The organism is Azotobacter chroococcum, assembly GCF_004339665.1.
Classification (GTDB): domain Bacteria; phylum Pseudomonadota; class Gammaproteobacteria; order Pseudomonadales; family Pseudomonadaceae; genus Azotobacter; species Azotobacter chroococcum.
Genome location: NZ_SMMU01000040.1, coordinates 1 through 14,990, shown reverse-complemented (window position 1 = coordinate 14,990; position 14,990 = coordinate 1). Strand labels below are relative to the sequence as shown.

The window sequence follows — 14,990 nt, the reverse complement described above, 5'->3', positions numbered from 1 at the left end:
TAAGGTCTTGGCCGACTTTGAGTAAATCCGAATGAACTTGTCGGGCAAGGGGAGTAACAAACCGACGCATCAGGAAAAACTCGCTGATTTGCAGGGGACAAGGATGGAGCATATAGCCTGGCATCAATCGAGTGTCAGTAAACGGCAGCGTGCCGGCAGCAAGGGACAGAAGCCCTGTATCGTCTGGTTCACCGGACTGAGTGCCGCGGGCAAGTCGACGATCGCGAATATCCTGGAGCAGGAACTGTTGCGGCTCGGTGCGCACACTTATCTGCTCGACGGCGATAATCTACGTCATGGCTTGAATCGGGATCTGGGATTTACCGACGCCGATCGCGAGGAAAACATCCGCCGGGTGGCGGAAGTCGCACGCCTGTTTGTCGATGCCGGAATCATCGTCATTGCGGCCTTCATCTCGCCCTTTCGGCGGGATCGGGAGATGGCCAGGCGCCTGGTCGCTCCCGGAGAGTTCATGGAGGTCTTCATCGATACTCCGCTGGAGGAGTGCGAGCGGCGCGACCCGAAGGGCCTGTACAAGAAGGCCCGGTGCGGACTGATCGCCCACTTCACCGGCATCGATTCGCTCTATGAGGCTCCGCTTGATCCGGAAATGCGGGTGACCACCCTGGGGCGAACACCGGCGCAGATCGCCCGCGAGATCATCGGATATCTGCAGGAAGGGGGCTATGTGAAATAGCGCAGCCTCACTGTACTCGGGCTCACGGGGAGGCGCAGATTTTCCTCCTCTTCCAGGCATGGGAAATATCAGATTTCCAGTCAGTCTGGCTGGAGACACCCCACGGGCGTGGGGAAGATCGCGAGGTGCCGGTGATGCCCTTGATCTCCTTGGAAACACCCCCACGGGCGTGGGGAAGACCGCAGCACCACGCCGCTTTCGGTTTCGCTGTAACGGGTCTGCGCCTTGCTTTCCGGCAGGGTGACGCCGTCCTCGGCCAGCGCGACCCGCGCGAGCTGGCGCAGGGCCTGCCGGCCCAGGCGGTGGCGCGAACCCTTTTCCAGCTCATCCAGCCAGCGCGCCATGGCGTCGGTTTCCGGCCGCGCCGCGTAGGTGGCCTCGATCAGCGGACGGATATCCCCCGGCAGCTCCAGTCGCTCGCGCCCGCTCCACACCTCGAGGCTGCGGCACAGCACATAGGGGCTGTAGACCGCTGCGGTGCGCCGAAGACCTGTTGCGGTGTCTCGGTGGCTGCCTGCGGCTCGGACGCCAGCAGCCAGGCCTCGCAGCGTGCGCCGGCCGCGCGCGGGGTATCGGCATGTCGCCACAGGCGGCCCATCCTCTGCAGCAGCATGTCGGTCGGGCAGAAGCGGCTGACCAGGAAATCAGCGTCGATGTCCAGCGACTGCTCCAGTACCTGGGTGCCGATCAGAATCCGTCCCTGTCGCCGGCGTTCGGACCAGCCGTCCTTGCCAAACAGGCCGACCCAGTGCGCCTCCAGGCGCTGGCGGTCGTCCGCGGTGAAGCGCGAATGCAGGAGGCCGCAGGCGTTGCCCAGCTCGGCGGCACGGGCGGCCAGGTCCAGATAGCGTTCCTGGGCTTTGGCGACAGTATTTTCGATCCACAGCACCTGCTGACCGGCCTGCGCGCGTTCGAGGGCCTCGTTCAGAGCCGGGGCCGCCTCCCTTTCCAGCTGCAGTGCGACCCGCCGCCGGTCGGTCACGGGCACTGCCATCTCGACGGGCGTTCCGTCGACCGGGACGGCGGTGATCAGCGGGTAGTCGGCGGAGGCGACATTGCAGTCGAGCAACTGGCCGCGCCGTTCCCGGTTCAGGGTGGCGCTCAGCACGATCACCGTGCAGTGCAGCTGGCGCAGCAGATCCACCAGGGCATCGAGCAGCGTGCCGGTATAGGCATCGTAGGTGTGGATCTCGTCGAGGATCACCACCTTGCCGGCCAGGCCGAAGGCGCGCACGAAGCCGTGCTTGATGTTCATCGCCGCCATCAGCGCCTGGTCGAGCGTGCCGACCGCGAAGGGCGCCAGCAGCCCCCGCTTGCCCTGCTGGAACCAGAAGCCGCCGGGGCGGCCCTCCTCGCCCATCTCGGTTTCCAGCAGCCAGGCATTGCCGTGCAATAGCAGGGAGCGGTGCGGGCAGTCCTCGGCCAGGGTTGCGCCCAGGAAGGTGTTGAAGCGTTCGTAAATCTTGTTCGAGGTGAGCTGCGTCGGCAGGGCGAAGTAGATGCCCCAGGCCTGGCCAAGCTCCAGCATCCGGTAGGCCGCGTACAGGGCCGCCTCGGTCTTGCCCAGCCCCATGGGCGCCTCCAGCACGTAGACGCCCGGTGCGGTCACCTGCTCGATGAGCTGCCGCTGCGCCGGTCGCGGCGCGAAGCCGAACACCTGCTCGAAACTCAGGCCGGGCTGCACCGCCGGAGGTACGAAGCCTGCCGCATCGAGGGCCTGCGCGATCCTGGGCTGCCATTCCACGGCCGGGTCCTCGAAGAACTCGCCGGAGCCGATCCAGTCGGCCACCGAGGTCAGTCCGGCCAGCACTCTGGCCTGGGCTGCCGAGCCTACCTGCGGCCAATCCGTCTGCAGCGCCTCTTTGAGCGCCGCGATCAGCCGTTCGCGTTCCCGCTGCCACGCTGGCCCGCCGAAAACCTCGTTCGCAGCATGATATCCGGCCACCGGAGGCGAGAAACCGTGGTGCTGGCCGAGGATTTCGGGCACGAATGCAGGTGCTCCGGCGGCGATCGCGGCCAGTTGGCTGACGCCGGGATGGCCGCGCCAGTTGTCTTCCAGCTTGGGATCAATGCCGGTCAGGGCGGGCAAGGCCGTGTCCGGATCGCAGGCGCGCCGCAGCTTTTCATAGAAGGTCGGGCTGACCTTGCCGATGTCGTGGCCCGCCGCCGCGAGCGGGGTGCCTTCGGGAAACAGGCTTGCCTGCAGGCCGGGCGGATAGCGGGAAACGATCGCCCGGGCATGGTTGAACACGCTCCTGCCAGCCAGGGTTCTGCCGTCATAAGTCGTGAAGGTCTTGGCGGGGCATGAATCGAAGCTGACGGTGGCGCTGTCAGCCGAAGCATTTCCCTGCTTGGGTCGCCGCATGGGGACTATTCCTGGGCCTCGTCGGGCCGGCCTGCATTCCCTTGCATTACGCCGGAGCAAGCGAACGTCCTGTCCGCTTTCGGCAAATCATTGGTGTCGATTTGCCAATGCTATCCACATGATTCGTATGGACATAACCCTGTGCAGAAAAACAGGTAAAGTTTTCAGGCCGGTTGGGAGCCTGCCCCGGGCATGACGCGGCATGTTGTCGGGACGTGTTGACCCAACGGGCGGAGGCATGAACGGTGGCCGGACAGGCGGGCGGCACAGGGGGGAGAGTCAGCCGGATGCTGACAACGCCTGCAGGGATGTCGGCGGCAGGCCGACAGATATGCCCGATTTGTTGACATATCAGCCGGTCGATATCGGCCGGCCACGGCTTGCCGGCGCTACACCGCCTCCAGCTTGGCGTAGCCGAGCATCAGCCACTTGCTGCCTTCGTCCTCGAAGTTCACCTGCACCCGCGCCTGGGCGCCGGCGCCCTCGAAGTTGAGGATGGTGCCCTCGCCGAACAGCGGATGGCGCACGCGCTGGCCGAGGGAGAAGGGGGTGTCCGGCACGGCGGCACCGGCGAATATCGCGCCATGGCTGGGGCGGGCGGCGGCGGGGCGGCTGAGGCTGTTGGACAGGCGCACCTCGCGCAGCAGCGCCGGCGGGATCTCGCGGACGAAGCGCGAGATCTTGTTGTAGGTCTCGCTGCCGTACAGCCGGCGGGTTTCGGCGTAGGTCACCACCAGGCGCTGCATGGCGCGGGTGATGCCGACGTAGGCCAGGCGGCGCTCTTCCTCGAGGCGGCCGGGTTCCTCCAGGCTCATCTTGTGGGGGAACAGGCCCTCCTCCATGCCGACCAGGAACACCAGCGGAAACTCCAGGCCCTTGGCGCTGTGCAGGGTCATCAGCTGCACGCTGTCCTCGAAGTCGCCGGCCTGCTGCTCGCCGGCCTCCAGCGAGGCGTGGTCGAGGAAGGCCGCCAGCGGCGACTGGGCGTCCTCGTCCCCGGCATGCTCGAAGGCGCGGGCGGCGCTGACCAGTTCCTCGAGGTTCTCCACCCGCGCCTGGGCCTTCTCGCCCTTCTCCGTACCATGGTAGGCGCGCAGCCCGGAGTCCTCGATCACCACCTGGGTCATCAGCGGCAGCGGCAGCTGCTCGACCTTCAGGGCCAGGCCGTCGATCAGCTCGACGAAGGCGTTCAGTGCGCTGGCGGCGCGGCCGCTCACCAGCTTGCCGCCGACCGCCTGGTGCAGCGCGCCCCACAGCGAGAGGTTGGCCTCGCGGGCCAGCTGGCGCAGGGTCTCGACGGTCTTCTCGCCGATGCCGCGGGCCGGCAGATTGATGATCCGCTCCAGCGCCGCGTCGTTGTGGCGGGTGTGGATCACCCGCAGGTAGGCCATGGCGTTCCTGATCTCGGCGCGCTCGAAGAAGCGCTGGCCGCCGTAGATGCGGTAGGGGATCTTCTCCCGCAGCAGCGCCTCCTCGAGCACCCGCGACTGGGCGTTGGAGCGGTAGAGGATGGCGATCTCGCTGTGCGCCAGGCCGTCCTTGAGCGCCTGGCGGATGCTTTCCACCACGTAGCGCGCCTCATCGTGCTCGTTGAAGGCGGCGTAGAGGCCGATCGGCTCGCCGTCCGCGCCCTCGGTCCACAGCTCCTTGCCGAGGCGGCCCTGGTTGTTGGCGATCAGCGCGTTGGCGGCCTTGAGGATGCTGCCGGTGGAGCGGTAGTTCTGCTCCAGGCGGATGGTCTCGGCGGCCGGAAAATCCTCGCAGAACTGCTGGATGTTCTCGATCCGCGCGCCGCGCCAGCCGTAGATCGACTGGTCGTCGTCGCCCACCGCCATCAGGCTGGCGCCGCCCTGCGCCAGGAGACGCAGCCAGGCGTACTGCACGGCGTTGGTGTCCTGGAACTCGTCGACCAGCACATGGCGGAAGCGCCGCTGGTAGTGCTCCAGAAGGCCCGGCTTGTCGCGCCACAGGTCGAGGGCGCGCAGCAGCAGTTCGGCGAAGTCGATCACCCCGGCGCGCGCGCAGGCCGCCTCGTAGGCTGCGTAGATCTTCAGCTGGGTGGCGAGGAACAGGTCGCCGCCCGGCTGGATGTGCTGCGGGCGCAGGCCTTCGTCCTTTTTCGCGTTGATGAACCACTGCGCCTGGCGCGCCGGCCAGCGCTGCTCGTCGAGGCCCAGCTCGCGGATCACCCGCTTGACCAGGCGCTGCTGGTCGTCGGCATCGAGGATCTGGAAGTTCTCGGCCAGCCCCGCCTCCTGCCAGTGGGCGCGCAGCAGGCGATGGGCCAGGCCGTGGAAGGTGCCGATCCACATGCCCATGGGGCTGTGGCCGAGCAGCTGCTCGATGCGCGCGCGCATCTCGGCGGCGGCCTTGTTGGTGAAGGTCACCGCGAGAATCGAGTGGGGCGAGGCGTTCTCCACCTCGATCAGCCAGGCGATGCGGTGCACCAGCACGCGGGTCTTGCCCGAGCCGGCGCCGGCCAGCACCAGGTTCGGACCGAGCGGCGCGGCCACGGCCTGGCGCTGGGCGGCGTTGAGGGTACTTAGCAGAAAGGATAGGTCGTCGCGCATCGCGGCATTCTAGCGGCCGCGGCGAAGACGGGGCAAACTCGGGGTGCCTTGCGACAAGACACACCAGGGGCGATCTTCGTGATCGCCCGCCTTGGGACCGGATGTGTAGAAATCAATAACATGGACATGAACTTTCTCTTTCCCCCGGATGTAGTGCCGCCGGCCATCGCGCCGGAGAGCATCCGGGAGCGTTACGGCGTGCCAATGGAAGCGGCCCTGAACCGCCGCCTGTACCGTGCCGCGCCGCTGCCGATCCTGCTGATGCTGAGCGGTGGCCTGAGCTGCGTATTTCTGCTCTGGGAACGGCACGATCCGGCCACGCTGGCCTGGCTGGCGCTCTGGGTGGGTTCGCTGATCGGCCTGAGCCTGTGGCGAATCCTGGCCTTCCACCGGGCCTCGGCGGAGCATCAGGCCGATCCGACCTGGCGGCACAGCTTCCTGCTCGGCGCCGCGGTTTCGGGGGCGACCCTGACCCAGATCGGCATCTACCTCATGCCGCTGGCCACGCCGCTGCAGCAGGCGCTGATCCATGGCCTGCTGGCGGCGGCGACCATCTGCGCCAGCATGGCCTATGCGGCCAGCCTGGGCGCCTTCCTCGCCTTCGCCCTGCCCGCCCTGCTGCCGTCCAGCCTCTATCTGCTCGGCCTCGACCACAGCCCGCTGCAGGGCTGGGGCATCCTCGGCCTGATCCTGCTGGCGGCTCTCGTGCTCAGCGCCTGGCAGATCAACCGGACGACCCGCCGCAACCTGCTGCAGCGCTTCCAGAACCGTTCGCTGCTGGAGTTCGAGAAGCAGACGCGGCAGGCCACCGCCCGGCTGAACGACGAACTCGCCCGCGAGGTGCAGCGGCGCCGGCGCGTCGAGGAAGAATTGCGCAGCGCGCAGCAGGCGCTGGAGGAGCGGGTCGACGAGCGCACCCGGGCGCTGACCGCCAGCGAGCGGGCGCGCCGCGAGGAACAGGCGCTGCGCCGCTACCTGGCCAGCCACGACCCGATGACCGGCCTGGCCAACCGCAGCCTGCTGCTGCGCCGCCTGAAGATCCTGACCAGACGGCCGCAGCCTGCCGGCCGCGAACTGGTGCTGCTGCACTTCAACCTGGATCGCTTCAAGCGGCTCAACGAGAGCCTCGGCCATCAGCTCGCCGACGAGATCATCTGCGCGCTGGCCCGGCGCCTCGGCGATAGCCTGCGCCAGGCCGACACCGTCGCGCGGATCGCCGTCGACGAATTCGCCGTGCTGCTGGAAACCGACAAGACGCTGGAGGAGGTGGAGCAGCTCGGCCGCCGCCTGCTCAGCGTGCTGCGCCACGGCGTGTCGGTGGGCGAGCACGAGGTGGTGGTCAGCGCCTCGCTGGGGATCGGTCTGCTGTCCGCGGCCGGCGGCAATCCGGCCAGCCTGCTCTGCCAGGCAGCCATGGCCATGCGCCACGCCAAGCAGTTCGGCAGCAATACCCTGCAGTTCTACCGCGACAGCCTGCAGAGCAGCAGCCGCGAGCGCCTGCTGCTCGAGGCGCAGTTGGACAAGGCGCTGGTGCGCGGCGAGCTGGAGGTGTTCTACCAGCCGAAGCTGAATTTCGCGGCGAACCGCCTGCAGGGCGCCGAGGCGCTGGTGCGCTGGCGTCACCCGGAGCGCGGCCTGGTGTCGCCGGCGCAGTTCATTCCGCTGGCCGAGGAAACCGGGCAGATCGACGCCATCGGCGATTTCGTCCTGCACCAGGCCTGCGCCCAGGCGCGCGCCTGGCAGCAGGCGGGAATCGCCGAACTGCGCGTGGCGGTGAACATTTCCATGGGCCAACTGCGCCAGGGCGATTTCGTCGAGCGGGTCGGCGCCGTGCTGGCCATGACCGGCCTGCCGGCACACCTGCTGGAGCTGGAGCTGACCGAAAGCCAGCTGTCGGACGACGTCGAGCACCTGGCCGAGGTGTTCACCCGGCTGCGCGCGCTGGGCGTGCGCCTGGCGATCGACGATTTCGGCACCGGCTATTCGTCGCTCGGCTACCTCAAGCACCTGCCGGTCAACGTGGTGAAGATCGACCAGACCTTCATCCGCAGCCTGGACGGCTCCGGCCGCGGCGGCGACGCGGCGATCACCCGGGCGATCATCGTCATGGCCCACAGCCTGGGCCTGGAGGTGGTCGCCGAGGGCGTCGAGGAGCCGGCGCAGCTGGAATTCCTGCGCGAGCACGGCTGCGACGAGATCCAGGGCTACCTGATCAGCCGGCCGGTGGAGGCGGCGACCCTGGCGAGCCTGCTGCGCGAGCAGGCCGCGCAGCAGGCCTGTGCGATGAGCGACTGAGCCTCAGCCGCGGGTAGTGGTGCCGTCCAGCTCGCGCATCAAGAGGGCGTACTCCAGGTCCACGCCCTCCGGCACCGGCAGGTAGAGGGTGTGGCCGTCGCCCGGGGCCACCTCGGCGCGCTCGCCGCGCTTGTTCTCCAGGGCCTCCAGGCGGAAGTTCAGGTTGCCCTGGGGGGTCATCAGCTCGAGGCGGTCGCCCAAGGCGAAGCGGTTCTTCACCTGCACCTCGGCCAGGCCGTTGCGGCGCTCGCCGGTCAGCTCGCCGACGAACTGCTGGCGCTCGGACAGCGAGTAGCCGTAGCCGTAGTTCTGATACTCGTCGTGCACGTGGCGGCGCAGGAAACCCTCGGTGTAGCCACGGTGGGCCAGCGACTCCAGGGTATCCATCAATGACCGGTCGAACGGCCGGCCGGCCACCGCGTCGTCGATCGCCTTACGGTACACCTGGGCGGTGCGCGCCACGTAGTAGTGGCTCTTGGTGCGGCCCTCGATCTTCAGCGAATGCACGCCCATCCGCACCAGCCGCTCGACGTGCTGTACGGCGCGCAGGTCCTTGGAGTTCATGATGTAGGTGCCGTGCTCGTCCTCGAAGGCCTCCATGTACTCGCCCGGCCGCTTGCTCTCCTCGAGCAGCATCAGCCGCTCGGTGGGCGCGCCGCTGCCGAGGGTCGGCTCGATCGCTTGCAGCGGGACCGGCTCCTGGACGTGGACGATGTTGCCCAGCTCGTCCTCCCGGCCTTCGTGGGCCTTGTACTCCCAGCGGCAGGCGTTGGTGCAGCTGCCCTGGTTGGGATCGCGGTGGTTGATGTAGCCGGACAGCAGGCAGCGCCCGGAATAGGCCATGCACAGCGCGCCGTGGACGAACACCTCCAGCTCCATCCCCGGCACCTGCTCGCGCATCTCGCCGATCTCCTCCAGCGACAGCTCGCGGGAGAGGATCGCCCGGGTCAGCCCCTGGCGGCGCCAGAATTCCACGCTGGCCCAGTTCACCGCGTTGGCCTGCACCGAGAGGTGGATGGCCATCGCCGGGAAGTGCTCGCGCACCAGCATGATCAGCCCCGGGTCGGACATGATCAGCGCATCCGGCTGCATGTCGATCACCGGCTGCAGGTCCTTGAGGAAGGTCTTCAGCTTGGCGTTGTGCGGGGCGATGTTGACCACCACGTAGAACTGCCGGCCCTGGGCATGGGCCTCGGCGATGCCGAGCGCCAGGTGGGCGTGGTCGAACTCGTTGTTTCGCACCCGCAGGCTGTAGCGCGGCTGCCCGGCGTACACCGCATCGGCGCCGTAGGCGAAGGCGTAGCGCATGGACTTGAGGGTGCCGGCGGGGGACAGCAGTTCGGGGCGGAAGGCGGAAGCGGTCATGGCGCAGCGACTCGCGGGGGCAACAAAAGGGCGGAGAATTCTACTGCGCTTTGCCGGAACGTGCGTCCTTTCCGATGGGCGCGGGCCGTTGCCCCGACCAACCGATTCCTGTCGCCCACGCCCTCCCTGCTCTCGACGAACTGCACGAGTGCCGATCGAGGAAACAGCAGAAACCCGAAATGCTCCTCGGAGGAACAGCCATGAAAAACTTCGGCGCCCCGGCCTTGGCCCTGACCCTCAGACTGCCGACCTTCGATAGCCCCCATGCCGCCGAAGCCTCCAGGGAGATCGAGGAACAGACCACCGGCAAGTCGCCGGGCGGCATGAACGGCATGCTGATCGGCGCCCTGTTCGGCGGCGAGGCCCAGGAAGCCAGCGGCCGGCCCGTTCCGCATCGCGTCCTTTTCCTGCCGAGCGCGCCGGTGCCCCCCGCCCGCGTCCCTGTTCCATCCGTCGGCCTCCGGATCGACAGGCACGATTACGGCTACGCTTTCTTGATCTGGATCAATGAAAGTTCATTTTTTTGGAGGAATTCCGACAAGCGCTTGTCTGCGACGCGACATTTTGTCGCGAACCGAGCCGGGGAAAGGAAGCTAAGTCATTGATTCTACGTAGCAATGCGTTTGGCATGTTTCGTGGAATAACCCTGATGTAGCCCACTGAAAGTTCCTCGGAGGAACCGCCATGAAAAAGCTCGGCATCCTGGCTCTGACCCTCGGCCTGCTGACCATCGGCAGTGTCAACGCAGACGAAATCGTCAGTGAAGTGAAAGACCAGACCTCCGGCAAGGCAACGGGCGGCATGACCGGCATGATGGTCGGCGCCGTCGGTGGGCCGATCGGCGCCCTGGTCGGTGCCGGCGTCGGTGCGCTGTTCGGCGGCTCCGCCCAGGATGCAGCCGGTGGCAGCGACCGCGCCTACGTGGTCCGCACCGACAGCGGCGAACTGAAGACGGTGCGCTCGCCGAACCGCGTCTTCGCCGCCGGCGACAAGGTCGAGATCCGCGGCAACCGTCCGCATCCGAAGAAGCCCAAGACCACCGCCCTGGCCGACGCCAGCGACGTCATGCGCACCCTCCGCTAAGAGTTCCGCGGCCCGGACCTCCGACCGGGCCGCTACCGCGTCAGGCTCTCCCGCTCCTCTGCCTCCCCCTGGCGATCGAAGCGGCGGGAGAGCCGCCTTTACACGTCCTCACGTCAATGCCACGCCGTCGGCCTCTCCCGCGCAATCGGGGCCGCATCGGCGTTTTCGCGCTTTTCCCGGCCCAAGGCTCCGAATCGGGAACAAAAAAAACCCCGAACTTCATATGGGGGAGGAAGAGGTTCGGGGTTTAACGTCGGACTCCAGGGAGTCCGCATATCTGCCAACACTTAACACAACAAGGAGCATCGAAAGGCTTTTCAGCCAGTCGTACAGGTCTGACTGCACGATCGCTCCAAAAGTTCAGCCCAAAAACATTCTTGGCTGAAAAATGCAGCTTTCGGGGGGGAACCTCCGTCATCGCGATGGCATTCCCGCGCCCGGCTCAGTGCGCCTCGTCCCAGTTGCCGCCCACCCCGGCCTCCACCAGCAGCGGCACATCCAGCTCGGCGGCGCCGCTCATGCGCGGCAGCAAGCCGGCCTTGAGCGCCTCGACCTGGTCCTCGCGCACCTCCAGCACCAGTTCGTCGTGCACCTGCAAGATCATCCGCGCATCCAGCCCGCTCTCCAGCAGCCAGGCGTCCACCGCCACCATGGCGCGCTTGATGATGTCCGCCGCGCTGCCCTGCATCGGCGCGTTGATCGCCGTGCGCTCGGCGGCCTTGCGCAGGGCGCCGTTCTTCGACTGGATCTCCGGCAGGTACAGGCGGCGGCCGAACAGGGTCTCGACAAAGCCCTGCTCGGCGGCCTGCGCCCGGGTGCGCTCCATATAGGCAAGGACTCCAGGGTATCTGGCGAAGTAGCGGTCGATGTAGGCCTGCGCCTGCTTGCGGTCGACGCCGATCTGCTTGGCCAGGCCGAAGGCGCTCATCCCGTAGATCAGCCCGAAGTTGATCGCCTTGGCGCTGCGCCGCTGGTCGTGGGTGACCTGCTCCAGTTCGACGCCGAACACCTCGGCGGCGGTGGCGCGGTGCACGTCGCGGTCGTGGCGGAAGGCGTCCAGCAGTCCCTCGTCCCGGGCCAGGTGGGCCATGATGCGCAGCTCGATCTGCGAGTAGTCGGCGGCCACCAGCTTGTAGCCCGGCGGTGCGACGAAGGCCTGGCGGATGCGCCGGCCTTCGGGAGTGCGGATCGGGATGTTCTGCAGGTTCGGGTCCGAGGAGGACAGCCGCCCGGTGGCGGTCACCGCCTGGTGGTAGCTGGTGTGGATGCGTCCGGTGCGCGGGTTGATCTGCTGCGGCAGCTTGTCGGTGTAGGTGCCCTTGAGCTTGCTCAGGCTGCGGTGCTGCATGATCACCTGGGGCAGCGGGTAGCCCTGCTCGGCCAGCTCGGCGAGCACGCTCTCGGCGGTGGACGGCTGGCCCTTGGCGGTCTTGGACAGGACCGGCAGGCCGAGCCTCTCGTAGAGGACGGCGCAGAGCTGCTTGGGCGAGGCCAGGTTGAAGGCCTCGCCGGCCAGCTCATGGGCCTCGCGCTCCAGCTGCTGCAGCTTCCCGCCCAGCTCCAGGCTCTGCTCGCCGAGCAGCTTGGCGTCGACCAGCGCGCCGTGGCGCTCGATGCGCGCCAGCACCGGCACCAGCGGCATCTCGATCTCACGCAGCACCCTGGCCAGCGCCGGGATGGCCTCGAGCTTCTGCCACAGGCACTGGTGCAGGCGCAGGGTCACGTCGGCGTCCTCGGCCGCGTAGGGGCCGGCCTGCTCCAGGGCGATCTGGTCGAAGGTCAGCTGCCTGGCGCCCTTGCCGGCAATGTCCTCGAAGCGGATGGTGCCGTGGCCGAGGTACTTCAGCGCCAGGCTGTCCATGTCGTGGCGGGTCGCCGTGGAGTCCAGCACGTAGGATTCGAGCATGGTGTCGTAGGCCACGCCACGCACCTCGATGCCGTAGTGCGCCAGCACGTTCATGTCGTACTTGGCGTGCTGGCCGACCTTGGCCCGGGCCGGGTCCTCCAAGAGCGGCTTGAGCGCGGCCAGCACGGCGTCGCGGTCGAGCTGCTCGGGCACGCCCATGTAGCTGTGCGCCAGCGGGATATAGGCCGCCTCGTGAGGGGAGACGGCGAAGGACAGGCCGACCAGCTCCGCCTGCTGGGCGTCCAGGCTGGTGGTTTCGCTGTCGAAGGCGATCAGCCCGGCCTGCCCGAGCTTGCCCAGCCAGGCGGCGAAGCGCTCCTGGTCGAGCACGGTCTCGTAGTGGGCCTGGGGCGCCGCCGGGTCCGCCGCGGGACTGTCGGCACCGGCAGCGTGGGCTTCGCGCAGCAGCTCGTCCAGCCAGCTCTTGAACTCCAGTTCGCGGTACAGCTCGATCAGCGCCGTGCGGTCCGCCACCGCCGGGTGCAGCGCCTCGACCTCGATATCCAGCGCCACGTCGGTCTTGATGGTCGCCAGCTGGTAGGACAGGTAGGCCATCTCGCGGTGCTCCTCGAGCCTGGCGGCCAGCGACCTGGCGCCGCGGATCGGCAGCCCCGGCACCTTGTCGAGACTGGCATAGATGGTGTCGAGGCCGCCGCCCAGCCCCTGCAGGAGGCCGAGCGCGGTCTTCTCGCCGACCCCCGGCACGCCGGGGATGTTGTCGACCTTGTCGCCCATCAGCGCCAGGAAGTCGATGATCAGCTCCGGGCCGACGCCGAACTTCTCCACCACCCCGGCGCGGTCCAGCCGGCTTCCGGTCATGGTGTTGACCAGGCTGATGTGGCCGTCGACCAGCTGCGCCATGTCCTTGTCGCCGGTGGAGATCACCACCGGCCGCTCGGCGGCGGCGCTCGAGCGCGCCAGGGTGCCGATCACGTCGTCGGCCTCCACCCCGTCGATGCACAGGAGCGGCAGGCCGAGCGCCCGCACGCAGGCGTGCAGCGGCTCGATCTGCACCCGCAGATCGTCCGGCATCGGCGGGCGGTGCGATTTGTAGTGTTCGAACAGTTCGTCGCGGAAGGTCGGCCCCTTGGCGTCGAACACCACCGCGAAGGGGCTGTCCGGATACTGCCTGCGCAGGCTGAGCAGCATGTTCAGCACGCCCTTCACTGCCCCGGTGGGCAGGCCGGCGGAGGTGGTCAGCGGCGGCAGGGCGTGAAAGGCGCGGTACAGGTAGGAGGAGCCGTCCACCAGGACGAGAGGGGTCTGGGCCATGACGAAGAATCAACCTTTTCCGCGGGTGCGGCGCTAGAATGACAAGACTTGACGACGAAAGGACAAGGTTACCATGCACACCTTCCCTCGCCTGCTGCTGGCCGCCCTGCTGGCCTTCGGTGCGGTTGGCGTCTTCGCTCAGCAGGATGCACCGTCCGGAGAGCCCGACGTGACCATCCGCGAGGAGGGCGACAAAATCATCGAGGAATACCGCGTCAATGGTTTCCTCTACGCCATCAAGGTCACCCCCAAGTTTGGCAAACCCTATTTCCTGGTGCGCGCCGACGGCAACGATGCCAACTTCGTGCGTTCCGACGAGCCGACCATGCGGATCCCCGCCTGGAAAATCTTCGAATGGTAAGTGAGCCCTCCTGAACATGTCGGTTTTTACCCCTCTCGAACGCCACGAGCTGGAAACCTTCGTCGCGCCCTACGGGCTCGGCCGGCTGCTGGATTTCCAGGGCATTGCCGAAGGCAGCGAGAACAGCAACTTCTTCGTCAGCATGGAACAGGGCGAGTACGTCCTGACCCTGGTCGAACGCGGCCAGATGGACGATCTGCCGTTCTTCATCGAACTGCTCGACGTGCTGCACACGGCCGACCTGCCGGTGCCCTACGCCCTGCGCACCACGGACGGCCAGGCCCTGCGCAAGCTGGCCGAGAAGCCGGCGCTGCTGCAGCCGCGCCTGCCCGGCAGGCACGTGCAGGAGCCCAACGCGCACCACTGTCGCGAAGTCGGCGCCCTGCTCGCCCGCCTGCATCTGGCGACCTGCAAGAACCCGCTGCCGCGGCCCAGCGACCGCGGTCTGGAATGGATGCTGGAGAAAGGCCCGGAACTCGCTCTGTCGCTGCCGGACGAGCAGCTGCCGCTGCTGCGCGAGGCGCTGGCCGAGGTCACCCGGCTGAAGGCCCGCCTGCTCGCCCTGCCCTCGGCCAACCTGCACGCCGACCTGTTCCGCGACAACGTGCTGTTCGACGGTGCGCACCTGACCGGGGTGATCGACTTCTACAACGCCTTCTCCGGCCCGATGCTCTACGACCTGGCGATCGCCGTGAACGACTGGTGCTCCAGGGAAGACGGCACCCTCGATCCGCAGCTCACCCAGGCCATGCTCGCCGCCTACTCGGCCAAACGTCCGTTCCGCGCCGCCGAAGCCGAACTCTGGCCGGCCATGCTGCGCATCGCCTGCCTGCGCTTCTGGCTGTCCCGGCTGATCGCCGCCCAGGCCTTCGCCGGCCAGCAGGTGCTGATCCACGACCCCGAAGTGTTCCGCTGCCGCCTGCAGGCCCGCCGCCACGTTCAGGTCGCCCTGCCCTTCGCCCTGTAATCCCCGTCGTAAAACCCTAGGTTCTGTTGACGTATCAGCGTAGCCATAGCAGAGCAGCCGCAAAGGCCAGCATTCCCTTGAAATGGCTGGCCTTCTTCTCATAACGTGT

General features: G+C 67.5%; 11 protein-coding genes. 6 read left to right on the top strand and 5 right to left on the bottom strand.

Annotated elements, in window-relative coordinates:
* The first annotated feature begins 103 nt into the window (after positions 1-103).
* Entirely contained in the window at positions 104-697 is a 594-nt protein-coding gene (cysC, locus tag EV691_RS20060; RefSeq protein ID WP_131300302.1) for an adenylyl-sulfate kinase, read from the top strand.
* A gap of 80 nt (positions 698-777) precedes the next feature.
* On the opposite strand, the gene EV691_RS23640 is transcribed toward cysC, so the two are convergent.
* From EV691_RS23640 to uvrD, 3 genes are all read right to left on the bottom strand, one after another.
* A complete protein-coding gene (locus tag EV691_RS23640; RefSeq protein ID WP_207390245.1) occupies positions 778-1,131 on the bottom strand; it encodes a hypothetical protein in 354 nt (117 codons plus the stop codon).
* Positions 1,080-3,062, bottom strand: coding sequence for a CRISPR-associated helicase Cas3' (gene cas3 / locus EV691_RS20055; RefSeq protein WP_207390244.1), 1,983 nt, complete (start codon positions 3,060-3,062; stop codon positions 1,080-1,082). Before cas3 ends, EV691_RS23640 begins: the two co-directional genes overlap by 52 nt.
* A 389-nt stretch (positions 3,063-3,451) precedes the next feature.
* Entirely contained in the window at positions 3,452-5,632 is a 2,181-nt protein-coding gene (gene uvrD / locus EV691_RS20050) for a DNA helicase II (protein ID WP_131300284.1), read from the bottom strand.
* Positions 5,633-5,752: 120 nt separating this feature from the next.
* On the opposite strand from uvrD, the gene EV691_RS20045 reads away from it, so the two are divergent.
* Complete coding sequence (locus tag EV691_RS20045) at positions 5,753-7,927, top strand: putative bifunctional diguanylate cyclase/phosphodiesterase (RefSeq protein WP_131300282.1); 2,175 nt, start codon at positions 5,753-5,755, stop codon at positions 7,925-7,927.
* 3 nt (positions 7,928-7,930) lie between these two features.
* On the opposite strand, the gene trhP is transcribed toward EV691_RS20045, so the two are convergent.
* Positions 7,931-9,292, bottom strand: coding sequence for a prephenate-dependent tRNA uridine(34) hydroxylase TrhP (gene trhP, locus EV691_RS20040; RefSeq protein ID WP_131300280.1), 1,362 nt, complete (start codon positions 9,290-9,292; stop codon positions 7,931-7,933).
* Positions 9,293-9,492: 200 nt separating this feature from the next.
* Between trhP and EV691_RS23635 the strand changes: the two genes are divergently transcribed.
* Together EV691_RS23635 and EV691_RS20030 are read left to right on the top strand one after the other, a co-directional pair.
* A complete protein-coding gene (locus EV691_RS23635) occupies positions 9,493-9,897 on the top strand; it encodes a hypothetical protein (RefSeq protein ID WP_207390243.1) in 405 nt (134 codons plus the stop codon).
* 79 nt (positions 9,898-9,976) lie between these two features.
* Positions 9,977-10,375, top strand: coding sequence for a hypothetical protein (locus EV691_RS20030; protein WP_039800711.1), 399 nt, complete (start codon positions 9,977-9,979; stop codon positions 10,373-10,375).
* A gap of 442 nt (positions 10,376-10,817) precedes the next feature.
* On the opposite strand, the gene polA is transcribed toward EV691_RS20030, so the two are convergent.
* On the bottom strand, positions 10,818-13,553 hold the full coding sequence (gene polA, locus EV691_RS20025; protein ID WP_131300278.1) for a DNA polymerase I: 2,736 nt from the start codon (positions 13,551-13,553) through the stop codon (positions 10,818-10,820).
* Positions 13,554-13,626: 73 nt separating this feature from the next.
* Here polA and EV691_RS20020 point away from each other — a divergent pair, with 73 nt between their 5' ends.
* Together EV691_RS20020 and EV691_RS20015 are read left to right on the top strand one after the other, a co-directional pair.
* Positions 13,627-13,914, top strand: a complete 288-nt coding sequence (locus tag EV691_RS20020; protein WP_131300276.1) for a DUF2782 domain-containing protein — start codon at positions 13,627-13,629, stop codon at positions 13,912-13,914.
* A gap of 16 nt (positions 13,915-13,930) precedes the next feature.
* Complete coding sequence (locus tag EV691_RS20015) at positions 13,931-14,881, top strand: homoserine kinase (protein ID WP_131300273.1); 951 nt, start codon at positions 13,931-13,933, stop codon at positions 14,879-14,881.
* The last annotated feature ends 109 nt before the right edge of the window (positions 14,882-14,990 follow it).